General features: G+C 50.2%; 20 protein-coding genes and 3 pseudogenes. 13 read left to right on the top strand and 10 right to left on the bottom strand.

Annotated features, from left to right (window positions below; all coding sequences use genetic code 11):
- The 6 genes from J4G02_19905 to J4G02_19880 all read left to right on the top strand — a co-directional run.
- The coding region (locus tag J4G02_19905; protein ID MCE2396793.1) for a HEPN domain-containing protein at positions 1-362 on the top strand (362 nt) is incomplete at its 5' end.
- Positions 316-801: a nucleotidyltransferase domain-containing protein gene (locus J4G02_19900; GenBank protein ID MCE2396792.1), complete on the top strand. Its 486-nt coding sequence runs from the start codon at positions 316-318 to the stop codon at positions 799-801. The genes J4G02_19905 and J4G02_19900, both read left to right, overlap by 47 nt.
- A 114-nt stretch (positions 802-915) precedes the next feature.
- Entirely contained in the window at positions 916-2,523 is a 1,608-nt protein-coding gene (locus tag J4G02_19895) for a CTP synthase (protein MCE2396791.1), read from the top strand.
- A 150-nt stretch (positions 2,524-2,673) separates the two neighbouring features.
- Positions 2,674-2,886: a hypothetical protein gene (locus J4G02_19890; protein ID MCE2396790.1), complete on the top strand. Its 213-nt coding sequence runs from the start codon at positions 2,674-2,676 to the stop codon at positions 2,884-2,886.
- A gap of 44 nt (positions 2,887-2,930) precedes the next feature.
- Positions 2,931-3,962, top strand: a complete 1,032-nt coding sequence (locus tag J4G02_19885) for a Gfo/Idh/MocA family oxidoreductase (protein MCE2396789.1) — start codon at positions 2,931-2,933, stop codon at positions 3,960-3,962.
- Between the two features lie 36 nt (positions 3,963-3,998).
- On the top strand, positions 3,999-5,675 hold the full coding sequence (locus tag J4G02_19880) for a thiamine pyrophosphate-binding protein (protein MCE2396788.1): 1,677 nt from the start codon (positions 3,999-4,001) through the stop codon (positions 5,673-5,675).
- Positions 5,676-5,703: 28 nt separating this feature from the next.
- Here J4G02_19880 and J4G02_19875 read toward each other — a convergent pair.
- From J4G02_19875 to J4G02_19845, 7 genes and pseudogenes are all read right to left on the bottom strand, one after another.
- A pseudogene (locus J4G02_19875) lies at positions 5,704-6,874 on the bottom strand (amidohydrolase/deacetylase family metallohydrolase).
- A gap of 353 nt (positions 6,875-7,227) precedes the next feature.
- Entirely contained in the window at positions 7,228-8,391 is a 1,164-nt protein-coding gene (gene aroB, locus J4G02_19870) for a 3-dehydroquinate synthase (protein MCE2396787.1), read from the bottom strand.
- Between the two features lie 92 nt (positions 8,392-8,483).
- Positions 8,484-9,461: an aldo/keto reductase gene (locus J4G02_19865; protein MCE2396786.1), complete on the bottom strand. Its 978-nt coding sequence runs from the start codon at positions 9,459-9,461 to the stop codon at positions 8,484-8,486.
- A 23-nt stretch (positions 9,462-9,484) separates the two neighbouring features.
- Positions 9,485-10,258 carry a hypothetical protein gene (locus J4G02_19860; GenBank protein ID MCE2396785.1) on the bottom strand — a complete coding sequence of 258 codons (774 nt, stop codon included), beginning with the start codon at positions 10,256-10,258 and terminating at the stop codon, positions 9,485-9,487.
- A 47-nt stretch (positions 10,259-10,305) separates the two neighbouring features.
- Positions 10,306-11,523, bottom strand: a complete 1,218-nt coding sequence (locus tag J4G02_19855) for a mandelate racemase/muconate lactonizing enzyme family protein (protein ID MCE2396784.1) — start codon at positions 11,521-11,523, stop codon at positions 10,306-10,308.
- Between the two features lie 37 nt (positions 11,524-11,560).
- Positions 11,561-11,944 carry a hypothetical protein gene (locus J4G02_19850; protein MCE2396783.1) on the bottom strand — a complete coding sequence of 128 codons (384 nt, stop codon included), beginning with the start codon at positions 11,942-11,944 and terminating at the stop codon, positions 11,561-11,563.
- Positions 11,945-11,951: 7 nt separating this feature from the next.
- Complete coding sequence (locus J4G02_19845) at positions 11,952-12,422, bottom strand: hypothetical protein (GenBank protein MCE2396782.1); 471 nt, start codon at positions 12,420-12,422, stop codon at positions 11,952-11,954.
- A 223-nt stretch (positions 12,423-12,645) separates the two neighbouring features.
- Here J4G02_19845 and J4G02_19840 point away from each other — a divergent pair, with 223 nt between their 5' ends.
- A complete protein-coding gene (locus J4G02_19840; GenBank protein MCE2396781.1) occupies positions 12,646-13,542 on the top strand; it encodes an NAD(P)-dependent oxidoreductase in 897 nt (298 codons plus the stop codon).
- Positions 13,543-13,570: 28 nt separating this feature from the next.
- Positions 13,571-14,527 carry a P1 family peptidase gene (locus J4G02_19835; GenBank protein MCE2396780.1) on the top strand — a complete coding sequence of 319 codons (957 nt, stop codon included), beginning with the start codon at positions 13,571-13,573 and terminating at the stop codon, positions 14,525-14,527.
- Positions 14,528-14,530: 3 nt separating this feature from the next.
- On the opposite strand, the gene J4G02_19830 is transcribed toward J4G02_19835, so the two are convergent.
- Positions 14,531-14,953: a hypothetical protein gene (locus tag J4G02_19830; GenBank protein MCE2396779.1), complete on the bottom strand. Its 423-nt coding sequence runs from the start codon at positions 14,951-14,953 to the stop codon at positions 14,531-14,533.
- Positions 14,954-15,141: 188 nt separating this feature from the next.
- On the opposite strand from J4G02_19830, the gene J4G02_19825 reads away from it, so the two are divergent.
- Positions 15,142-18,357, top strand: a complete 3,216-nt coding sequence (locus J4G02_19825; protein MCE2396778.1) for a hypothetical protein — start codon at positions 15,142-15,144, stop codon at positions 18,355-18,357.
- A 16-nt stretch (positions 18,358-18,373) separates the two neighbouring features.
- Here J4G02_19825 and J4G02_19820 read toward each other — a convergent pair whose 3' ends face one another.
- Positions 18,374-19,141, bottom strand: coding sequence for an SDR family oxidoreductase (locus J4G02_19820; protein ID MCE2396777.1), 768 nt, complete (start codon positions 19,139-19,141; stop codon positions 18,374-18,376).
- 159 nt (positions 19,142-19,300) lie between these two features.
- On the opposite strand from J4G02_19820, the pseudogene J4G02_19815 reads away from it, so the two are divergent.
- Positions 19,301-20,033 (top strand): annotated as a pseudogene (locus J4G02_19815) (SDR family oxidoreductase).
- 120 nt (positions 20,034-20,153) lie between these two features.
- On the opposite strand, the gene J4G02_19810 reads toward J4G02_19815, so the two are convergent.
- Positions 20,154-21,368, bottom strand: coding sequence for an MFS transporter (locus J4G02_19810; GenBank protein MCE2396776.1), 1,215 nt, complete (start codon positions 21,366-21,368; stop codon positions 20,154-20,156).
- A 244-nt stretch (positions 21,369-21,612) separates the two neighbouring features.
- Here J4G02_19810 and J4G02_19805 point away from each other — a divergent pair, with 244 nt between their 5' ends.
- The 3 genes and pseudogenes from J4G02_19805 to J4G02_19795 all read left to right on the top strand — a co-directional run bounded on the left by J4G02_19805 (position 21,613) and on the right by J4G02_19795 (position 24,939).
- Positions 21,613-23,712: a hypothetical protein gene (locus tag J4G02_19805; protein MCE2396775.1), complete on the top strand. Its 2,100-nt coding sequence runs from the start codon at positions 21,613-21,615 to the stop codon at positions 23,710-23,712.
- 100 nt (positions 23,713-23,812) lie between these two features.
- Entirely contained in the window at positions 23,813-24,193 is a 381-nt protein-coding gene (locus tag J4G02_19800) for a hypothetical protein (GenBank protein ID MCE2396774.1), read from the top strand.
- Positions 24,133-24,939, top strand: a pseudogene (locus J4G02_19795) (PmoA family protein). The gene J4G02_19800 and the pseudogene J4G02_19795 overlap by 61 nt, the downstream one beginning before the upstream one ends.
- Positions 24,940-25,329 lie beyond the last annotated feature (390 nt).

The following is a 25,329-nucleotide window of genomic DNA, read 5'->3' as shown; positions in this document are numbered from 1 at the left end:
CCGCAACAGATCTTCTAAACACCAACAACTTTGCGTGGTGCTGCTTCACCGCACAGCAATCAGCCGAAAAGTCGATTAAGGCAATTCTGAACCATCTCCAAAGTGACACGCTAGGTCACAACTTAAACACGCTTATTCAAGAAGTTGAACAACATCTACAAGTAAATCAACCCGTCATTAATGCGTGTATCCGCCTAAATCGCTTTTATATTCCGACCCGTTATCCAGATGCCTTCGCAAGCGGTGTTCCCGCTGAACAGTACTTTGATCAGGATGCAAATCAAGCGGTTCAAGATGCTGAAGAGGTGATCCGTTTTGCAAGAACTATTATCCAACCGACCACATCAAGAACTACTATCTAACCGACCACATGTTGAAAAATTATGGGAGTTCGTAGATCGAGTCCTCAAGCAGAAGGGCGATGAGATTGAATTCATTGTTCTGTACGGCTCCATGGCGAAGGGCAACTGGTCAATCGGTAGCGATTATGATGTCCTGATTGGACTGTGCATTGATGATGGGAAACGTTTCATAGATCGGCTCTACGACTATTCCCTGCTCACCTCTGCTCCAATCGATATTTTTGCCTATAGTCAATCCGAACTCGATTTGATGTTCAAGAACTTTCATCTGACCCTGTTGGAATCCCTGAACCATGGGATTGCCCTGTTTGACCGAGGCCGATGGGCGGAAATGCAAAAACAATTCAAGGAATGGAAGACATCGGGCGTGATTGAACAGATACCTGTGGGTTGGCGGGTTAAGAGAGAGCAAGGAAATCTCGCAGGCATGAACAGATGAAGGGATTTTAACGTTTTCTTAGTATGAACCAAATTCAATATGGTTTCTCACTTTGTTACACAATACGCAAGGCATAGCCTGCATATTTAACCGATAGAAGGAGTTGCTATCGAGATGACAAAGTACATCTTTGTAACTGGCGGTGTGATCTCTGGCATCGGAAAGGGAATAACGACAGCATCACTTGGTCGTTTGCTGGTCGATCGAGGATTCCGTGTAATTGTTGTCAAAATTGACCCTTACCTCAATGTAGATGCCGGTACGATGAATCCGTTTGAACATGGTGAGGTATTTGTGACGCAGGATGGCACCGAAACCGATCTCGATCTCGGCAATTACGAGCGATTTCTGGGCCTCAATCTCAATCAAAATTCTTATATTACTTCGGGTTCGGTCTATAGCGAGGTGATTGCGAAGGAACGACGTGGAGATTATCTGGGTGGGACTGTGCAACTTATTCCGCATCTCACTGATGAAATCAAGGAGCGCATCTATCAACTAGGGCGCGACAGCGATGCGGAAGTGGTCATTACGGAGATCGGCGGGACCATTGGGGATTTTGAGACACCTCCGTTTGTAGAGGCGATTCGACAAATGGCGGTGGAGGTCGGACGCGAAAATACGCTCTTTATTCATGTTTCGCTAATTTATACCCTTCCCAACGGAGAAAGCAAGAGCAAACCGACCCAACACAGCATCCGTACGCTACAAGAGTATGGTATCCAACCCGATCTCTTGATTTGCCGCACAAGTCAACCGATGGAGGAAGGAATACGGCAGAAGATCTCGCTCCTTTGTGGACTTCAGGAGGAATACATCGTTGAAGGGCTTGACACAGATCTGGTTGATGAGATCCCGCTGAATTTCGAGCGGCAAGGCATGGGGCGTTTGGTGATAAAGCGGCTTGGGTTAGAAGAACGTCAGTCGAATGACGTTGAGTGGGCAAAGATGGTTGATAAACTGAAGCACCCCAAACACCGGACCCAGATAGCGATTGTCGGTAAGTATGTCCAAGGCTCTGATACCTACCTCAGCGTGAAGGAAGCACTCAAGCACGGTGGGATTGCCAATGATTCAGCCGTAGATGTCAAATGGATTGAATCTGATATGCTAGGTGGCAACCAAAACTTGGATGAGGAGTTCGAGGGAGTTGACGGAATTCTCGTTCCTGGCGGCTTTGGCTACCGCGGCATTGAAGGGATGATTGTCGCATCACGCTATGCGCGGGAGCGGCAGATTCCATATTTTGGATTATGTCTCGGTATGCAGTGCATGGTGATCGATGTTGCACGGCACGTCGCAAAATTGAAAGGGGCAAACAGTGCCGAGTTTGACGAAAAAACACCCCATCCGGTGATTGATTTGATGTTGGATCAACGAGAACAGACCGACCTTGGTGGCACAATGCGACTTGGACTCTATCCGTGTGTTCTCAGAGAAAACACAAAAAGCTATGAAGCGTATCAACAGCCGATCATCCTAGAACGACACCGCCATCGCTATGAATTGAATAACGAGTATCGGGACGCCCTCGCATCCGAAGGGTTGTGTTTTAGCGGGGTATCGCCTGACGAGAATCTGGTTGAAATCACTGAAGTTGTTGATCATCCGTGGATGGTCGGTTCGCAATTCCATCCCGAATTTCAATCTAAGCCCCTTGAGCCGCACCCACTATTTCGTGATTTTATTCAAGCTGCGTTACATTATCGGCAGCAGCGATAACGAATAATACGTAACGAGTAAGGAGTAAAAAACCGACCGCCGAGGCGCAGAGGGCGCAGAGCGATTAAAAACAATTTACCTATCTGTGTCTCTGTGGTTTCTTTTACGCATTACGCATCACGTATTAGGTGGAGGGCGCGGACAACCCCGATGCCGTTACCCACACCGAAAATCGAATCTCCAAACCAAGCTTTAGTTTGGTCGGAGAACTTCCCGGCAGATGAGTTTTACAAGGATCATCCCGGCGACATCCTCTTCCGTGAGTGGGATGTGCTTGTCAATATGCTTGCGGAGAAGCTGCCTCAGAACGCAAAGGTGGCTGCCTTTCCATGTGCCAGTATCCAGGTGTTGGCAGAGGAATAATTGAGACATAAACTGCGGAAGGTCCGAAATAGGAGGTAACTAAAGTGGGGGAAAACCGTGTCGAAACAGGGAATCCACTGCGTATGGTCGTGGTGGGCAGTGGTCGAGGGAAGTCACATGCACGCAGCTTTCTAGCGCGACCTGACAAGTTTGAATTGGTCGGCTTAGTCGATATTGATGAACCGCGTCTCAAAGCCGCTATTAGCGATCTCGAATTACCGGACCATCTTGCCTACACTTCATACCCGGAGGCGTTAAAACAGTCGGATTGTGACGGTGTTGTTGTCGCTACTTGGGCGCGTACGCACGATGAACTAGTGGAGGCTGCAATCGAAGCCGACAAGCACGTCATGGTGGAGAAGCCGTTCACGCTCCAGCTTGCACCCGCCCGGCGACTGACTGAGATGGCGGAGGCTCGTGGACTAAAGATTGTGGTAACCCAACAGTGGCGATACCTGCCCGGACAGCGCACGGTACGACGTTTGATGACAGAGGGGGCTTATGGCGAGCCGCAGACCGGACACATGTTCTCCTATAAAGCCCGTGGTAGCGAGTATCCCGACTCCGAGCACTCGCAACTCTGGCAGATGACCGTCCACGAAATTGACTCGCTGATTGCCATGGTGAACCGGCGTGTGGTAGAGGTGTTCGGCCATTCTTATCGACCGCCGGAGACGACTTGGAATCGCGAATCTACCGCTACCGCCGAAATTACCTTCGATAATGGTGCCCGTTTCGTGATTGTATCTACCTCTGATGCCCGTGTGAACACCAGTGAATTCCGCGCCGAGTGCGAGCATGGCGCAGTTGTCTTACACAGTCCACAAGGATTCGGTGGTCCGGAGACTTTGCTTGTTGGGAAAAACCGAGCACGTGAGTTGAGTAAGGCAGAGATTGATCCGGACTTCACTGGCTCACGTCAACTTGACATGCACGTTGCTATCACGTTTGCCGACTGGGTGAACGGCGGACCTGAGCCGGAGACCAGTGGTCGCAATAACCTGCCGGTCCTCGCTACCTTAAACGCCGTGATCGAGTCGGGGGAATCTAGTCGCGCGGTGAGGGTGGAGGTTTAGCGGCTTTCCAAGTTCAGGTCGTACAAGGAGAAATTTATGAAGTTGACGGGTTCACACGTTATCGTTCAAGCATTACAAGCGGAAGGGATAGACCAAATCTTTACCCTAGCGGGAGATCACACCCTGCATCTGATGGACGTTATGGCGGCGGAAGGCTTCAAGTTTATTGATACCCGCCACGAACAGGCTGCGGTGGACATGGCAAATGCGTGGGGACGGATCACCGGCTCCCCCGGAATATCAATGTTTACTTCGCCGGGACATGTAAACGCTATTCCGGGACTCGCGTTGGCGTATCACATGGAATCTCCGGTCATCAACATCACAGGTTCCGCAGCGCAGAACCAACTGGGACATGGAATCGCACAACAAGAGATTGATCAGGTTGGGATGGCAAAACCCATCACGAAAGGGTCATGGCTCGTCTCCGACCCGTACCGGATCCCAGAATATTTCGCACGTGCTTTCCGCACCGCCTTAGCGGGTAGGCGCGGTCCCATTCACCTGACCATTCCTGTCGATGTCCAAAGTGCTGAAGTGGATACGAGCCGCGTACATTTCGACCCACCCGAAGTATACCGTCGTTCCGGTCAAGTCATGGGCGATCCGACCCTTGTAAAAGAAGCGGTAGAATTGCTACAGAGCGCGCAGCGACCTATGGTGCTAGCGGGAAATGCAACCGACTCCGTAAATCGGGAGGATTTGCAGCGGTTCTTAGAGATAACGCAGCTTCCGCTGTTTACCGAGGAGATAGCCCGTGGACTCGTTTCCGATACCCACCCCTACTGCTTCGGATTCGCTGACGGACGGGTCAATCTTGTCTCGCGCCGTTTGGATGAGGCAGATGTTGTGCTGCTTCTTGGTAAGAAATTGGACTTTACAATCTCCTTCGGCGGACCGCCGACCCTCGCCGCTGATGTGCGCATCATCCAAGTAGATCCATCAGCGGAACAGATTGGTCTCTCACGCGGCGTGGATGTTGGTATTTTAGGAGATGTTGGTGCGGTGGTGAAGCAGTTAGCGCAGGAAGCTGAGGGATATAGATGGAATGAAAATCCGATCGTTGAAGAACTCAGGTCCACCCGCGATGTCCAAGAGCAGGATTTGGACAGCCGGGCGGCACCATCCACCCCGTTACACGCAATGGCCGTTCACAAACATTTGCGCTCCCTACTAGGCGAGAATGACTGTTTAATCTTCGAGGGCAGTGATTTCTCCTTCTACGGGACCCCCTACTATCCTAGTCTCCATCCTAGACGCTGGTTTACCAATAGTACGCTTGGAATGATCGGCTGGGGCGTATCCTATGGCGTCGGTGCGCAAGCCGCTCTACCTCAATCCAAAGTGGTGGTACTCACCGGAGATGGTGCCTTCGGGTTCAGTGCCATGGAGTTGGACACCGCCGTGCGGCATAACTTGCCCGTAGTCATCGTGATTGGAAACGATAGCGTGTGGGGAATAGACTATCACCAACAGGTGCAACTCTTCGGAAAAAGTGTGGCGACCGAGTTACTGCCCTCGCGTTATGACAAGGTGGCGGAGGCACTCGGTGCCCACGGCGAATATGTCGAGGAAGCACATCAGCTGCGCGGGGCACTCGAACGTGCTCTTGCCTCGGACAAACCGGCGGTAGTCAACGTGCGGATTCAGGCATCTCCCAGTCCATTGACAGAATACATCATTGATCGGAAAAGCGCTTTCACCGGAAGTTAGATCTATAAATAAGGTTTGTTTGATACGCTTACGCTGTTGCGTAATACTCCTGCCAATCCACACCAGCGCGTCCGTTCAGATCCCACTCCACCTGTCCATCAATCAGGGTCAATTCACACTCTAGCTTTTGATTCCCTACGAAGAGTGCCCTTCTGACATCTTGAAACCCAAATTCCCCCTCATTTAGTTTGAGCACGGCAACATCCGCTACCGCACCGACACTCAAGTGACCGTATTCCGGACGATTGATCATCTCTGCCGGAGTAATCGTTGACATTTTGATGACATCGAACAAAGAAACACCTATATTCAGAATCTTTGACATCGTCGTTGCCATGTCTTTCATCCCGGCGTTCATGCTACCGGTGTGCAGGTCTGTCGAAATTGAATCCGGTATCCACCCCTGCTCAATGGCAGGTATTGCATGATTCCACACAAAACTCCCAGCACCGTGTCCTACATCAAACTTGACTCCGCGGGCACGTGCTTCAGCGAAATAAGGCTGCAACTTCCCCTTCTCATCGAACATCGGTATCGCGGCTTGGTACATGTGAGTGCTAATGTCGCCGGGGCGTATATGCTCAAGGAAATGAGCCAAAATCAATCATGGCTGGCAAGCCCACCAATCTCCCAGCTTCCACAGCACGGTCAACCCCAAGCCACTCGGGACCTGCGTAATGTGCGGTCTTAAATCCTACAACAATATCGGGATAGCGTTCGGCGACTTTCGCCGTTGCTTCGGGTTCCATATCCGGTATATTCTGCTCGATGGCGCCGCCACCCATGCCGTGTCCCACAATGTTGAGCAGTGCAAAAACACGGGTCTTCGCTCGGTCGATGACGCGGTCTTTGAAATCGGGGAAGTTTCGCCACCCTGAACTCCCGACATCAAGAACCGTGGTCACGCCTGTGCGAAAATTGTATCCATCGGGATACAAGGAATTGTCCCCGCAGTAGGCGTTTCGCTGACCGGTGCCGGCATAGGCATGGACGTGTATATCCAGTAAGCCGGGTGTGACGTAAAGCCCATTGACATGGACAACCTTTTCTGCTTCCGCGTCCGGTATGTTCTCCGCCACACGCGCAATCTTTCCCGCTGCAATCCCAACATCCATCGGCTGATCGATGTTATTTTTGGGATCGATAACGTGCCCACCTTTGAGTAACAGATCGAAACTATTTTGTGTTGTTTCACCCATTAGATTCCTCCATTGTTAAATGTCGATTTTTTGGGATTCTATATAATAGGAGTTACGCAGTTGGGTGCTCAACCCCTTGTAGTTCAGCGATTTATCGCCGCTAGACACCCTTCTCAACGCCCGATGAATCGGGCAACTACAATAGAGGCACCATCACAAAGTTCGTAAGGAACAACGATCGTTGTTCCCTACTGAAGTGCGTAAGCCCTGACTAATACAGGACTTACGCAAATTTAGCGCACAGAGGGTAGATTTTTGATTTTTAACCCCCTAAGTCCCCCTGATCAGGGGGATTTATGAACCCGCTGCGTAAGTCCTACTAATAGTTCAATGCGATTTCAATGAGTCTATAACTATCCTTCATCGGTAGCGGTAGCATCTTCCGATGGACTAAAGACCCTCTTTTCTACCAAGTATTGAAGTAAATCGGGGAGATCGTTTTTGGGGACGTCCTTTATGGTTATATCCCCAATTTTCGTCGGCAGCACAAATCGTAAAGTGTTACCCCGCCGCTTTTTATCATGCAACATCGGTTGAAGCAGCGGATCTATCGAAACCCCTAACGCATTAGTCGGCAAGCCAATTCTGGATAATAACTCTGATTGTCTCTCGGCATCTGCGGGAGGGAGAATTTCCGTTTTGACTGCAAGATATGAGGCAGCAACCATACCCACGGAAACCGCTTCTCCATGCAAATATTTGTGATAAAGTGATTCCAAGGCATGTCCAATCGTATGCCCATAATTTAGAATCGCCCGACGATCTGTTCTCTCCTCCGGATCTTCCTCCACAACCGCAATTTTGTGTTCACAACACCTTCTGACAATCTTTTCTAAAACCTCGGGATCTTTCGCAATTATGTTCTCAACGTTAGCCTCTAAATAATTAAATAGCTCACTGTCCATAATTACAGCGTACTTAACCACCTCCGCAAGACCCGCTCTTAACTCCCGCACGTTCAGTGTTTGCAGAAAGCTAGCATCAATGCAAATCATTTTTGGATGATAAAATCCGCCGACTATATTTTTAACCCTAGCCAGATTGATGGCAACCTTCCCGCCAAGGCTACTATCCGCTTGAGCGATGAGCGTGGTGGGAATATGAACCAATGGAAGCCCGCGCAGAAACGTACTCGCAGCAAATCCAGCCAAATCGCCAATGACGCCTCCACCCATTGCAATAATCACGGATTGCCTATCCAACTGATGCTCCGCGAAGAAATCGTACAACATTCCAAGGCCCCAATACGATTTGGTTCTTTCCCCTTCTGGGATCGCTTCGACGATCAGATCTACTCCCATATTTGCGAGGCTCTCAGAAATTTGGGAGATTTTAGCGGCGTGAACCTCTTCAATGGTTTGATTGGTTACCAATAACGCTTGGGAGCAACGTGGCAGATGTTCCTTAAAGAGAGTTCCAAATTCGGGAATAATATCGGTTCCAATATAGATGGGATATGTGGTTTTTTCGTCTATCGTTGTCCAGATAGGTTCAATTTTACTTTTCGTTGAGTCCATAATCTCCGATTACACCACTATTGAGAGTTTGTGCCACATAGCAATTTTCAAGAAGATTATCCTTGCGTGTTGCCAAAAAATCATTAACAATCCTACCCAGCCGTGAACCTGAACGGTTCTGAAACAGTGTCCAGTGTCTCTCGCACAGAATCGTCGAGTGTCCAGCCGACTGCACCGATGTTATCGTTTAGGTGCTCGATTGTGTCTCCACCGGTAATCGCGACTGTAATTTCCGGGTGAGATAGTACCCAAGCAAGTGCCAATTGTGCAGGGGTCACTCCCAATTCGCCCGCAAGTTCAATCACGGTCGATATAACCTGACTCGCAGCCCCTTCCATTGCCGATGGAAATTGATCCCGCAGCCGTGTTGCCCAGAGAGTCCCTTCCGGTGCAGGACGGTCCGGTGAATAGATGCCGCTTAAAAGCCCTACCGCCAACGGACTGTATACCATAACTCCCAATCCTTGATCCCGCACAAGTGCGAACATTTCGCCCTCAAGGTGCCGAGTCAGCAGATTGTATTGATTCTGGACGCACATATACGGCGTTGCATTGTACCGATCCGCAACCCACAAGCCCTTGCAAACCTGCCATGCCGCATAATTACAACATCCGACGTAGCGGACTTTACCCGAACGAACGAGGTCATCTAATGCACGAATAGTCTCCTCAAGGGGAGTGGATTCATCGAACATATGGACAAGGTAGACATCAATATGGTCTGTGTCTAAGCGGGTCAGCGATTTTTCGACTTCGCGCATGATGTGGTATCTAGATAACCCTATGTCATTTGGTCCATCGCCTATTTGGCTAGCAACCTTTGAGGTAATCACAACATTATTGCGTTTGCCCTTCAGCGCTTTCCCCAGAATAACTTCTGAGCGACCGATGTTGGCGCGATCATCCATTGTCCCGTATACATTGGCGCAGTCAATCAGGTTAATCCCCTGATCAATTGTGTGTTCGATGACCTTCTGTGCATCGGCTTCATCGCCCTGTCCTCTGAACCCTAAACCGAGTGCCAATCGACTTACTTGAACGCCTGCGCTTCCAAAGTTCACATATTCCATAACTCTTTGCCTTTCTAGCCGAATTACTCTGCGCCTCGCAATAACTCCAACTTTTGCTGGACAGCTTCAAATAGCAGCGGCGCTGCGTTACCGCAGGACAGCACACGGAATCCACGCTTTATAGCCTCAATCCCATCGTCCAAGCCGCGGGTCGGATAGCCGACAGCGATACCTTTTCGCGCAGCAGCAGCGAGCACCTTCTCAGAGGCTTCGGCGACTTTCGCGTGCAACGGTTGGCCCGGTACACCCAACGAAGCCGCTAAGTCACTTGTCCCTACGTTCAGGACATCAATGCCTTCGATCTCGACGATTTCGTCGATATTGTCAATTGCTTCGGCATCTTCAATCATCAATGAAACCGAAACCTCGTTGTTGATGTTCGCATAATATTCCGCCGCTGACACCGCCCCAAACTTGATACCTCGGCTTGGACCCACACCCCGTTTGCCCTGCGGCGGGTAGAACGCACCATCCACCACATGCTGCGCCTCTTCTGCGGTGCGGATGTGCGGGACGAGCACCCCCATTGCGCCAAGATCAAGCGCACGCATAATTCTCGCTTCATCGTTCTCGTGGACGCGAACAATCGGTGTGGTATCCGCAGCATAGGCAGCAAGAACCATCCGCTCTATCTCTGTCCAGCCCATAGAACCGTGCTCTGCGTCAATTAGAACATAATCAACCCCGGCATATCCCATCACTTCAACAAGTCCCGGTTCAGGAAGGCGCACACCTCCACTTAGCACCAATCCGCCGGCTGCTAATTTTTGTTTCAATTTATTCGTTCTAATACTCATAACTAGATTCCTTTTGTATAACAGGTGATAAGTTGTTTAACATAAACTCATGATATAGACTGTGGGAGGCGTTCTTCCTGCAGCCGTTGAACTTCAGCCTCTGTCTCTTCGCTGCGTACCGGCGTTGGTCCCCAATGGTCGATGGTGCTCTGGTCCGGTTCGTCGCTCACGGTCACGATGGCATCCGATCTGTCTCGGACTTCGGGCTTTAGCCGTGTGCCGATTCCCGGTCGTTGTGGGGCGTGGAGGAAGCCATCACGGATGTCGAGATTGGGGTCAACGAACTCGTTATACCAACCTTTGTGGAAAGCGGGCACATGCTCCTGTATCATAGCGTTTGCAGAACTCATACAGATGTGGGAACAGGCGAAGATGTTCACAGGTCCCGTAGCGTCGTGTGGGGCAAATGGTACCTGATGCGCCGACGCAAGAATGGCAACCTTGTGCGTCTCCGAAACACCGCCGGTCCAGATTAAATCTGGCATAACGATACGGGCAGAGCCGTTCTCAATGAACAGCCGAAGCTGCCATCGACTGAGGAGGCGCTCGGAAATACAGACTGGCGTTTTCGTAGATTCTTGGAGCCGTAAGAGGGCTTCTGGGTTGAGCAGTGGCATTAGATCCTCCTGCCACATCATGTCGTACGGTTCCATCGCCTGGGCGATCCGAATCGCTACGGGCAGTGCCCACTTGCCGTGGCCGTCATTGGCAATATGCATTTCCAAGCCAACCGTATCCCGGATCTCGCGGATTGGCTTGAGCGCCCGGTCAAGGTCTTTTTGCGAGAGAAACTGACCGTCGCTTGCAATCGCTAGTGGGATAGTAGGTCCTCCTTTAATTGCGGTGATGCCTTCGTCAAGCAGCTGTTTTGCTGTCTCGCCCGCGCCCTCGTAGGGCATTGAGGTGGCGTAGACACGGATGCGTTTGCGGACTGCACCGCCGAGGAGTTCATAGACCGGTAAGTCAACAGCTTGACCCTTTATGTCCCAGAGGGCGATGTCGAGCGCCGAAATCGCCCGCATCTCCGCACCGCCGTAGCCGGCGTGATCGGACAGGCGGAACATCGCTTCCCAATGACGCTCAATCTCGAATGGATCACGCCCAATGAGAAGTGGTCCAAAAAAGTCGTGAATCGCTGCTTGAACGACCGATGGGGCGTAGAAGGTCTCCCCCAAACCGACGATACCGGAATCGGTGTGAACATGGACCCAGACGTTGTGCGGCTGGGCTTTGACACGGATGGTTTCGATCTGTGTAATCTTCACGGTTTCTCCTTGATGATTTTTTTGGGTGGGGAGTGGATTAACGCTTGGCTGCGTGATATTTTCTGGTGAAAGGCACACACTCCAGATCCACATCTTTCCAGTAGTATTGGTATTTTTCGGAGTTCCAACCCTCATAGATTTCTTCCCATGACATACGATTGAAGTGCGGCAGGAGCGAACCCTCCGTAATCGGTTGGGATTGACCTTGATAGCGATAATCAACGGAAAGGCGAAGGCGGTCTGTTGTTTGGTTGGGAAGTGCCTTATGGACGGTGAGACTTTGGAAAAGCAGAAAGTCGCCAATTTGATAATCCGCCGAGACCCATGTGAGATTCAGATGATCGGTTTCCACGCCCAAACCACCTGCACCATCAGCCCGTATTGTTGGTAGAACGCTAAACTTATGGGACCCTGAGAGCACCGCCAAACTACCGAAATATTGTGGACAACTCCTCCGTGCCTTGGATATGGATATAGTCTTGGTGGGCAGGTGTCGTATACCTTATGTTTTCGGGAAATATAATTCGCCCGATATTTCGTGGATGGGGGAGTGTCGGTTCGCCAAACAGTTTATCACAGGCATCAAGGATTGACGGATAGTGGGCGAAGGCGTGAAAGGATTCTAAACTTTGAAAATCGTCGAGGATGGGCCAATATTCGTCCTGTCCTTCCCGGTACGGTCCTCCATTTCGGATGCCATCCATCATATCCGTTTCTTCCTTAATCCAACCGTGATTATCGCAGATTTCGAGAAAATCTCGGCGGAGTTGGAGAATCGTGTCAGGATCAATCAGATTCCGAAAGAAAAGATACCCGTCTCGTTTCGCACGATCCTGTAGCCTATCGGGTTGATCGAGCACATCATTTGATTCGACAAAAGGTTTGATCTCAGTTGGCATAGGTCGCCTCGTTGATTGGAGTTGTTGCAGATTGCGTAAAACGCACATATTATACAGCCTAGCCAAAAACCTGTCAATTGGTAAGTCACGGGAATGGAAATCTGTCGAGAATCGATCTATCACTCTCTGAATTGGAACATTGACACTCTCCACCAAATATGATACATTTGACACCTATCAGCAGTCGAGACAAGTGCCTTTCTTTGCAGGAGAGGATATTAGTATGTACATTGCGCTGACAGGAGCCACAGGGTTTGTCGGATCGTATACAGTCCGGTCGCTGGTCGAGGCGGGACACCGTATACGCGCGCTTGTGCGTCCAACAAGAGATACCTCTTGGCTTGAAGAATTGGGGGTCGAGATATGCAGAGGAGAGATGACCGATAAGGATGCACTGTCCGCGTTTGTTGAGGGGGCAGATGTCGTAGTCCATACCGCCTATGATTCCACGGCAGAGAGTCAACAACTCAAATACTTTCGTTCCAATATCTTTGGATCACTGACATTGCTTGAGCTTTCTCGGCTCGCCGGTGTCCGTCAATTCATCTGCACGACAAGCACCTATCTCCTCCGTTCCGATGTTTATACACAAGCAGACGTGTGTCAGACACCGATTACAGAGGATTCACCGCTGGTATCTCCTCAAAGTACCTATGTCATGCACAACACCGTGTTAGAATCGGCATGTCGGACGTACTATGCACAATTCGGCATGAACACAACCGCTTTCCGTTGTGCATGGATTTATGGGATTCATCCAAATCTGGAAAAAACCGTCTGGCGCGACATCTTTGAGACAGTTCAAAGGGGTACAAAGTACGAAAGCACATTTGGATGCGATGTTGTCGCTATCAGTGATGTTGCAGGAGCACTGACGGCGGCAGTGAACAACCCCGCAGCATTTGGTCAGATCTTCAACTTGTGCGACATGTTTGTGTATAACCAAGAATTAGCGCAGTTGGCACGCGAGGTAACCGACAGTAAAGCAGAAGTTGTTCAATCCAAACTTCCGAAACCCGCGGAAATAGGCTCCGAGCGGATAAAAGAGTTGGGTGTAGATGTGCATCGAGGAATAGCTGGCATCTGTGCTTATTTTGAGGCGCTGCACAAATTGATTTAGCCCCTATCCAACACAGTATTCGATTAAAATGGGTACGCCGTTAAAAAACGATACAATCACCGCTATCAATGGCATCAAAGTTGGCAATGCGACAGATGAAAAGGCGCGCACAGGCTGTACGGTGATTCTTTGTGAGTCCGGAGCTGTCGCCGGCGTTGATGTCCGAGGATCTGCCCCCGGCACCAGGGAGACCGATGCAATTCGGCCGGGGGGATTGGTGGAGAAAGTTCATGCAGTTTTACTTACAGGCGGCAGTGCGTTTGGATTGGACGCAGCGGGTGGGGTGATGCAGTTTCTTGAGGAGCGTGACGTCGGATTCCCGGCGGGACCAGTGCGTGTGCCAATTGTGCCAAGTGCTGTCATCTTCGATCTAGGGGTCGGAGATTCAAAAGTCCGTCCAGATCGGGAGATGGGCTATCGCGCCTGTGTGAACGCCACCAGTGTGCAAGTTGAAATGGGACAAGTCGGTGCTGGAACAGGCGCAACGGTTGGGAAGGGACCAGGACTTCAGCCATCAAACGGCGGCCTCGGATCAGCGTGTTACGCCTTGAAATCAGGACTGATCGTTGGGGCAATTGTCGTTGTCAACGCGGTCGGCAATATCGTCGATCCAGCGACAGGAAAAATTCTGGCAGGCGCAAAGCACCCGGAAACGGGGGAGTTTGTGGATATTGTAGAGAGGTTATCTGAACAAGGGGAGAGAGATCCATTTCAACCTACTAATACGAATACAACCATCGGTGTCGTCGGGACAAACGCTGCCCTCTCCCCAACAGAAGTTACGAAAGTCGCGCAGCTAGCGCATAACGGTTTAGCGCGGACAATTCGCCCGGTACATACCATGTCCGATGGTGATACAATTTTCGCGCTTTCGATCCCGATACATCGGGACGCACCGGTCAATACCGTTGGGGTTATCGCAGCGGAGGTCATGGCAGAGGCGATCTGTCGCGCGGTGAAACATGCGATGACATACGATCACTAAGCCTCATATCCATATTTCGACCCTGCAGGAAGTGGTTTGCGCAGAATACTTGATTTCAGTTGCTTGACGGTTTGGCGAATTGTGCCTCTGTTCCGCCTGCCGCTCAACCTGCTGGCTCAAGTGCATAATAATCGCTTGAGCGCGTTTGCTTGATTCTTCGGAGGCGGTTTGCATCTGCTCAATCATAGCATCTGATCGCTTGATTTCCGATTCCATGTGTTCCTCTAACCGTTCAACTTGGGTGTAGAGATACTGATTTTCTTCTGTCAATTTTTTAATTAGCAAAGCCTTTTCACGGATTAGCACCTGCAAATCGGCGAGTTGCGTGTCCCGCAACGGGGGCTGATATGCCGGATCGCTCGAGCTTGATATTGGTATGATTTTCAGGGTTTCCATTGATTTTATTGGCATTTCAGTGATTGCCATTGTGTACTCCCTTTCCACAGTTTGTATTTTAATTTTTAATTTTGTATCACTGGATATTTATCGTAGCTATGATGATAACGTGCTTGCTGAAGAATCTGTTTCAATTCCTGATCCCAACGTTTTGTGATCTATAGATCATAGAAACGACGAGGAGGCACGATAAATCGGCACAAGTAAAAGGAAACAATATGACTTCAAACCTCACTCCAAAAGATCTTATTCTTTCCTCGGATGACCTCTCGACGGAAGCAGTTAATCAAATCCTCGAACCGTATGGTTTTCAGGATGTTCAAAGTGTAAATCGCCGCCTTGACAACTTAGCAGACGTTCCCCCATATCGCGAAGCGTTTGCCGAAATTGTCAGCCATTTGTTGAGCGCATCGGCGGATTCGCCGGACCCGGATGCGGCACTGAACAATTTTGAGCGTTTTGCCAACGCGACATTTGATCGACTTTGGCTCTATCGCCTGCTGCATGATGCCCCTTTTCTTCTGAGAATATTGTCAACCTGCTTTGGGTCCAGTATCTATTTCTCAGATATTCTGGTGCGGAATCCTGAGTACTTTTACGAACTCATGGATGCTGGGATGATGAGCGATCCGAAAGACCGCGAAACGATGTATGGCGAACTATCCCAAGCGGTGCAGCCGTTTGATCTGGCAGAGCAGAAGTTGAACGCGATTCGTGGCTATAAGCGGAAGGAGAGTTTACGACTGGGGCTGCGCGATCTGCTAGGCGACGCCGATCTTGAAACAACAACACGGGAGTTGACAAACCTCGCGGAGGCGGCGCTACAAGTCTGCTATGAAATCGGTACAGATGAGCTTACCCCAAAAATGGGCGTCCCTTGGGGTGAACTCCCCAGTGGCGAAAAGGTCCCGAGCACACTCACTGTGATAGCGATGGGCAAGTTTGGGGGATATGAGCTCAACTTTAGTTCAGATATCGATGTGATGTTCGCTTACTCACACGATGGGGTGACAGATCAAGGCATTGAGAATGGGGAATATTTTGCCAAACTCTGCGAGTTTATTATCAATGGGATGAGCAAAGTCACCAAGGCGGGCTATGTCTTCCGCGTTGATATCCGTTTGCGTCCTGAGAGCCGGGCGGGCGTGATTGCTCGCTCCATCGACAGCTACGAAGCTTATTATGAGGGATGGGGCGAGATTTGGGAACGCCAAGCGTTAATCAAAGCCCGTCCCGTTGCCGGTGACCTCAAATTAGGGGAACAGTTTATTCGGACTATTCAGCCCTTTGTCTATCGTCGATATCTTGATGAATCCTCCATTACGGAGATAAAACTGGATGTTCGCCAGACGAAAGCACGGATTGAAAGTCAACTCCGGGAACAGGGCGATGACGTGATGGCACATGTTAAACTTGGTATCGGCGGCATTCGTGATATCGAGTTTACCATCCAATGCCTCCAACTCATCCACGGGGGTCCTACCCCAGCGTTGCGGAATTACAACTCGCTGCAAACTATCGATCTGCTGTACCACCATGGGGTGCTTGATCAGATGGATCGTGATATCCTCACCGATGCTTACCGCTTCCTACGGACAGTTGAGCATCGTATCCAGATGCTAGCCGATTTACAGCGCTATTCTCTTCCCTCAAAGGAACCGGAACTAATTAAACTCGCCAAGCGGATTGGGTATCAAGATAGCGAGGCTAGCTCTGCTTTAGAAGCGTTTGAGATGGACTACACGCTACATACAGATGCAGTTCGATCGATTTTTGGCAAGGTTTTAACACCACCGGTTTCGGAGGGCGAAGTAGATATAGAAGCCGTGCTCATCGCCACTGAGCCAAGGGTGATACGCGACTTCTTGGAGCCCGTTGGGTTCGCTGATGCGCGAGAAGCCCATCGACGATTGAAACGAATGGCGGAAGGTTCCGATGGTGTGCGATTTTCCCCGCATGTCCGCCGATTGTTTGTCGATCTTGCACCGACACTGCTGCGTTTGTTGGGTGAATCCCCCGACCCTGACACGGCACTTCATTACATCGAAACCTTCGCAAGCAAGGTAGGAGCGCGTAGCTCGCACTACGCGATGTTCAACGAACAACCAACCACGCTTGAGCTATTGACCAAGCTATGTGGAACCAGTCGTTTCTTAGCTGAGTTACTAACCGGGCAGCCAGAATCCTTTGATGTGCTGACCGCTCCGGCGGTGATGGACCATCCCAAGACAGCATCCGAAATCTGTATGGAAGCACTTCAGGAAATCGCAGATGGAACACCGGATCAGGTGTTTCAGGCATTAAGGCGGTATAAAAACAGCGAAGTCCTGCGAATCGGTATGCGGAATATTCTGGGGCAAGCAAACCTGTGGGCTACGACGACTGAACTCTCCGATCTTGCGGAGGGAATCTTGCAGGCAATGTATTCCCATATCAACGCGGAATTGCAAATCGAATATGGGAAGCCGCTGGAAAGAGGTAACAGTCAGAGGCAAACGGCTTCCACCGATGAAAAGACAGATGTGGATCTGCCTTTGGCAAGGTTCGCCGTGATTGGCATGGGGAAATTCGGCGGGCGGGAACTCAATTTCAGCGCGGATCTCGATTTGATGCTTGTCTACTCCGCTGAAGGCGAAACAACACAGGGCATGTCCAACGCCGATTATTTTAGCAGGCTCGGATTGGAACTGGTCAATCGGATGAAGGGGAATACGGGAGGCGGTGGAATCTATGAGCTCGATCTGCGACTCCGCCCATTTGGCTCAGGTGGATCGATTGCGTTGTCTCTGAAAGGCTACCAGAATTACTACCAAAAAGACGCAGAGACGTGGGAACGTCAGGCGCTGATCCGTGCCCGCCCCGTTGCTGGGGATATCGGATTAGGCCAAGAGTTTATTAAACAAGCATATACCTTTGCCTACAGTCAACCGCTGACCGCTGAACAGATTGCCCATATTATCCACAATCGGCAGCGCAAAGAAGCGCAAACGACGCGCTCCGCCTTTACCTCAGCTACCACACGTCGTCGGAGACGCAGAAGAAAACAGCAGATCGACGTGAAATCTGGATATGGAGGACTCATCGATATCGAATTTGTCGCTCAAACGCTTCAGTTAATGCACGGTACGACACACCCACAAGTGCGGGTGCAGAACACCGTTGAGGCGATTCACCGGCTGTATGAAGTTGCGGCTTTGACCCGCAATCAGCGGGAGCAGCTCCTCCTCGCGTATGAGTTTCTGAGGAATGTGGAAAATAGCTTGCGAATCGTGCATGACCGACCGTTGGACGCCCTACCGGATAAAGCTCCTGAGTTGGAGCAGCTCGCTAAGCGACTCGGCTACGCAGATGGGACACAGCGGTTTTTGAAGGACTACCATTGGTGCACGGAAACCACACGGACGTTGTTTAATCAGGTATTGAACCCACAGTAATCTGACTACCAGTCTCTCAAAATAATCCACGCGCTGCTCCCCCATCCACTGACATAATTTGTCCTGTGATGTCTCCAGCTTGTTCGCTGCATAGAAAGGCGACAAGTGCACCCAACTCATCCGCCTCACCCATCCGACCGATAACGGAGGCTTGAGCCGTCTCTGATTCAACCTCTGCATAGGTTCTATTCTGCGCTGCCGCTGTTCGCTGTATCAGTTCTTCACCGAGTGGTGTCCGAAACGGTCCAGGACAAACGGTATTGACCAAAATTCCTGCATGGCCCAGTTCGTTGGCAAGCGACTTGCTCAACGCTGCCACGCCTGCCCGAAAAACGCTGGAGATCAGGTAAGGTGTGCCGGGTTCTCTGACGGCAATACTGGTGATGTGCACGATGCGTCCCCAATGCACCTGCTGCATGTGAGGGATAGCCAAGCGACAGAGCCGAATCACCGGGAGCAAAACACCTTCATAGCCCCCCTGCCAGTCCACATCCGTTAGATCTGAGAAGGCACCCATCTGCGGGTGTCCAACGTTGGTAACGAGAATATCAACAGTTCCAAATTCGTCCACGCTCTTCTCTACTAGTCGTTCAATGTCTCCTTCTCTTGTGAGATCGCAGACGACGGGCAGTACTCGCGAGCCACTTTCGGCGCGTATTGTTGACGCTGCTTCATTGATAACCACGTTCACGCCTTCGCGAGCTAACGCCATTGCACTCGCCCTCCCTAAGCCCTTGCTCGCCGCACAGACGATGGCGACCTTTTGATTTAATCCTAAGTTCATTGATGTTCCCTCCTTTTGTGTCCTTTTGCGTTTGAGTATAGCGCAAAATGCCGCATGAATCAAGATCGAAAAGTATTAAGAGGTGATTGATCAATTCCTAAAAAGATGGTACGATTGACGAATTGAGAGAACTTGCATACCAATTGCGGAGGTGCTGAAATGGCAGGACAGGTAGAAGATAAGATTGCTTTGGTAACAGGCGGAAGTTCGGGGATTGGTCGAGCAACTGCGCTGATGTTGGCAAGCGAAGGGGCAAAGGTCGTCGTCGCCGATCTCAGTGTTTCGGGCGGTGAGCAGACCGTGCACCTGATTCAGGATGCTGGTGGAGAAGGCATCTTTGTGGAAGCCGATGTATCAAAGGCTGACTCGGCGGAAGCTATGGTCAATAGGACGATCGAAACCTACGGTCGCTTGGACTGTGCCTTCAATAACGCTGGCGTCGGTAGAGGGGGCAGCACCGTGGACTGTACAGAGGAAGACTGGGAATTTACCATCAAAGTCAATCTCACAGGCGTCTGGTTGTGCATGAAGTACGAAATCGCCCAGATGCTCAAACAATCCAGCGGTGCCATTGTGAATACGGCGTCTGCATACGGCCTCGCTGCCGCAGGAGGAACACCGGCGTATGTTGCGAGCAAGCACGGGGTCGTCGGGTTGACGAAGGCTTCTGCAATGGAATATGCCGCTGAGGGCATCCGAGTCAACGCGGTATGTCCGGGCCACATCGACACACCAATGCTAGCAAGGGGGATGAACGACCCTGAAAGCAAAGCACGGATGCTTGGAAGGCATCCAATCGGACGAATAGGGGATCCAGAAGATGTTGCCCAAGCGGGCTTCTTTTGTCACCGGGCACCCTATGTCCGTAGATGGCGGTTGGGTTGCACGATAAGCACAGGTAGCTTTATATGAAATTGCGGGTTAGCCTTGCAAAGAGCTTACCCTGCTAACGGTGGAATGGTAATTCTGCCCACGGCTAAGTCCCATGGCGAATTTCGAGCAATGGAGCAACTTACCTATATCTGCGTATCGCTCGTATAAAAATTGGTAATACGGGAGACAAGAGTGCTCCGGCGGCGACCATGGCTGCACGGAGAGATACGATACGACCAACCGCTCCTAAAATGGGACCACCCACCGCCTGACCGCATGCATCCGCTTGACCCATTATTGAAAAGATTGTAGCACGAACTCTGGAATCAACGTGCTGATTAATCCAAATCGTACTAATGGTTCGATCGAGCGAACGATATAGTCGAACGGACCAGTAAATGACAATGACAAGGGCAAAATTACCAACCAAGCCGAGAGCAACAAGGCTTGCAACCAGCAGCGCATTGATAAAAAATAAGGCACGTGGAACAGCAAGTCGGCTGCTTGTATCAAGCCATCGTCGAGCGATTTCGGTGCCGATCATTTGGATCATGCTTGAGCCGACGCTGATTACCCCAAACCAGATAACGGGTTCTAACGTTCCGATTTTAGGAAAGGTAAAGTGCTTCAGTAGGTATACCTGCCAAAGCCGATCCAATCCTTCGGTGTGCATCCCGAAGAAGATACCGATGCTAAGGATGGCAATTAACACTGAACGTTCTCGTACGACCCGCAGCCCTTCGCGAAAGGTGTTCCCCATTACTTTCCAAGAAGTGCGTTCCTGTTGAGATCTCGGCTGGAACCCCACTTCCGGCATCGTGAAGGCAGTAAAAATTGCCAAACCGATGAACAATGCACCGCCCACGATTGTCGGAAGGTTGAGTTGAAGATGCGCTAGCCCCGTGCTGACAACGATGCCAATTAGGGAACAGACCTGACTCATCTGTGCACCACGCATATAAGCCTTGGACGCCAAGGCTTCGCTGGTTTCATCAGCGATCCACGCCTGCGCTGCGCCGCTAAGAAAAGTGTAACCCGCCCCAGCAATGATCTGCGATAGTAGAATCGCTACGAAAAAAGGAATCGAACCTGCCAGTATGCAACTGAAACCGAGTAATGCTGTCCCGATAATAACCGATAATCGGCGGCTATACACATCAGCAACCACGCCTGTGGGGATCTCAAGCAGAAATATGGAAACTTCCAATACCGTGCCAATGAGCACCAATTGTAGCGGATTAAGACCAACCACCTCAACGTAGTAGACAGCAATGATTGTGTACGCCATCGCTGAGAAAAGTGAGTATCCGCCGCTGTGAATGAGATAAATGGCGTATGCGCTGAGTTTTCTCATGTGAATCTCTCTCCAAGTGTTTAGAAACGACCTTAGAAATAACCCCTAATTCGTCTTTCTGAATATATGCAACATATTTCCTTGCCTAGAGCTGGCTATTTGTCTGATTGCATTTTCTAAATTAAATAGCTGCATCTTGAAAAACTTCATCTTGAAATATAAATATGTGTATGTTATACTTAACTTGTGTATAGTATTTATGAGTTAAGTTAAAAGAACGCTAAAAACACTGTAATGTTTCGAGATGAGAAATCCTTCCGATAAAGCCGAGGACCAATTAACACAGATGCTAGCAAACTGCTCCGATGGATGGCTTGAAGCCGTGGATACCGCTCTCGTGCGAGGACTCTCTATTGACATTGTCCTCAAAGCCACACAATATTGGTGCATCGGCGCCTATGAGCGTGCAGACCTGCTGCTGCGAGGTGAGGATATTGATTATACCATCGTCGCCGACCGAACCGCTCTAGAGTCGATCATACAGTTGCTCAATGAAGCCGATGTGATTGCAATCGACACAGAAACTTACCCGCCGACCGATGTCCGAGTCGATGTCGAACGCGCTGAAAATCATTTCAGGCAGCTAACCGCTGATTTTGAACAGGTCAGAGAAGCCGTTAAACGGGCAAAAACAAACGCCGAAAAGCAGCCCCTACGCGCGGTGCGTGATGACATCAAAGACCAACTGAAAGCCGCAAAAGCAAAACTCAAGACCGCAACGGGCTGGCTCAAACAAGCGGGACTCGATCCGCATCAGGCAAAAATCCGCCTAATTCAACTGGCAATTGAGAATCGTCCGGTGGTCATGGTTGACCTAGACGCTTTTGATAACGTGCAGGATCTGGAGCCGCTGCGTCAGGTACTGATGAATGATTCTGTAAAGGTTTTCCACAATGCCAACTTTGACATCAAAATGCTCTGGGCGATAGGGGTTGATGTGGGTGGACCTATCTTCGATACGATGCTAGCAGCGAGGTTAATCAGTTCCTCCGGGCGCGTCGGTTTAGCCAACATCGTCAAGCTGTATCTTAATATAGATTTGTCGAAAACAGAGCAGACCAGCGATTGGAGTGGCGAGCTCACCGATTCCCAACTGCTATATGCCGCCCGTGATGTGTTGGTACTGTTGCGGTTGCACAATCGGTTAAAATCCGAGTTGGTGGGTGCAGATCTCACCCAAATCGCTAAGATTGAATTTGATTGCGTCCGGGCAACCGCAGAGATGGAATTTACAGGGATGAGGCTCCATTCCACCAAAGTGGACGCCTACTACCATCGTGTCGAGGCCCGAAGACGCGAGCTTCGAGGGGCATTATACAATTATCTGGGCGAAATTAATTTGGTCAGTCCACATCAGGTGAAAAGAGCGCTAACGCAAATCGGCGTTGATGTTGAACGCACAGCTCGACGTGCGCTGATACCGCTGATTAATCGCCACCCCAGCATACCACTTTTACTGGAATACAAGAAGCTGTCCACGCTCGTATCGGTATTCTTTGAACCGCTACCACGGGCAACTTCAGTCAAAACGGGCAGAATTCATGCAAATTATTGGCAACTCGGTGCTGCGACGGGTCGATTTTCCTGCTCAGCCCCAAACTTTCAACAGGTGCCCCGTGATCCGGGTGTGCGAGCCTGTTTCGTCGCCGAAGATGGCAATAAACTGGTAGTCGCCGATTATTCACAGATTGAATTACGGATTGCTGCCGAAATCAGCAAAGATCAGCGGATGACCGAAGCCTATCAGAACGGTGCGGACTTACACCGGTTGACGGCTTCACTGATTCAAGGGGTATCGCTTGATGAGGTGACCGAAGCACAGCGTCAAGCGGCAAAGGCGATTAACTTCGGCTTGATTTTTGGCATGGGTCCGAGGGGACTCAAGTACTCTGCAAAGCATAGCTATGACGTAGAAATGACTTTGGCTGAAGCAAAAACTTTTAGAAACCGCTTCTTTGAAGTATATTCGGGGATTCGCGCTTGGCATCGGAAATCCGAGCAGGAATTGAAATATACCAATAAGCAAAGAACACTATACGGGAGACGGTTTGTCTGGAAGGATACACCCCCTTCGTTTACGGTCTTTATCAATAGACAAGTGCAAGGCACAGCGGCTGACATTGCGAAGATTGCGCTAGGTGAACTTCCATCGGCTTTGAAGGAAAGCGAAGCGAAAATTATCGCCATGATCCACGATGAAATTATCATCGAAGTGCCTCAAGTCAACGCCGTTGAGGCTGCTCGGAGGCTTCAGCAAACCATGGAAGCAGCAGGAGGAGAGGTTCTAAAAAAGGTTCCAATCGTTGCAGAAGCCCGAATCGCTGACAGTTGGGCGGAAAAGTAGGGAACGCAGATCTGCGTTCCCTACTTTGATGCTTGTCTGAACCATGAGGAAGGTGATATAATGGAAAAGTGCATTAATCACAAATCCCAAGGAGTTATGTATGGCAGACAAAAATCGTATTACCGTTACAGTTAATGCAGGTGAACATAATCGGGACGGTTGCCCCGTCAGTGTTGATGTAGATAACCGTGAAGCCGAAGGGCTCGCGGGTGGATCAGTCACCCTTACGGATCAGAAGAGCGGCGCAACAGTCCCCGCCGACCTCAACAACGACGGCAAAACCGCGACACTCTCATGGATTCTGGATAGACTCAAGGCTCATCAGGAACGATCATATATCCTCTCGTCGGGGGGTGCTGAGGACAGTGAAGGTGTTGCGTTCAGTGAACGCGACAACGCGATTGATGTGCCTTCCGCTACGGAACGGATGGATTTCGCCCTTACTTCTTCCCGGTCTTTGGACCAGGCGGACAGCCGATAACTCGTGGCGAAACCAGTGAGGAATCCAGCGACCACGTCCATCACCGATCGCTGTACGTCGCCTACGGTGAGGTAAACGATGTGGATGTGTGGGCAGAGGGCGAAAATTCTGGCAGAGTCGTACATCAATCCTTCACCGATAAAAGTGGGGGAGCGACGGTTGGCAAAATCTACACTGAAAATGATTGGGTGAACAAGGCGGGCGAAAAGTTGATGTCAGATCTACAGCAGTTCCGCATCTACAATACCCCTGAGACAGGAACTATTATCGATCTGGATTTGACCTTGATCGCATCTGCGGGAGATGTCCATTTCGGTGATACCAAAGAGGGTGGGATTATATCAGTTCGCGTCAATCCGTCGATGAACGCCTCCGATGGCGGAAAGATTGAAAATGCTTACGGCGGGATTAACGAAGGCGAAACATGGGGCAAACGCGCGCAGTGGTGTGACTATTCGGGGACCGTTGAAGGAACGCCCGTGGGGGTCGCTGTATTTGATCACACTTCTAACCCACGCTATCCGACATATTGGCATGTCCGCAACTACGGCTTAATGACGACAAATATTTTCGGGACCGGCACGTTTGAAGGCGACCCCAGCAAAGATGGTTCTTACACGATGAAAAGTGGTGGGGAGATGAATTTCCGTTTCCGTGTACTTATCCACGCCGGCGATGCTGCGACGGGTCAGGTCGCACAGAAATATCACGATTTCATCAATCCGCCAACGGTATCGATTTCATAACCGCATCGCACAAACGTTAATCAGAATGGTTCGTACTACATTTCAGGTTGTCTCATATTAAGAAACCGTGCAACAGAAACCGATTTATGGTGAATTAGAAAAATAAGTAAACATTACCAATAAATAACTCCGACCACGAAGTTCCCAAAGTCCCCCTGATAAGGGGGATTTAGGGGGTTAGCTGCGCATTCACAGTGTCTAAGTCATTCTACAATCTACCATAGTTCACTAGTTCATTAATGAACCAATGAACCGATGAACAAATGACTTCCACTAGTCAGCCCATGAGTTATGCCAAATCAGTTCATTTTGCTTTGGGTCGTCTAGTAAATCACCAATTGTCAGCGAATTGAAATAGTCCTCCGGCAGGACATTCTGTTTACCATTAAA

The sequence above is a fragment of the Candidatus Poribacteria bacterium genome (assembly GCA_021295755.1).
Lineage (GTDB): Bacteria > Poribacteria > WGA-4E > WGA-4E > PCPOR2b > PCPOR2b.
Note: the sequence above shows the minus strand (reverse complement) of the source record. Positions and strands in the feature narration are given on the sequence as shown.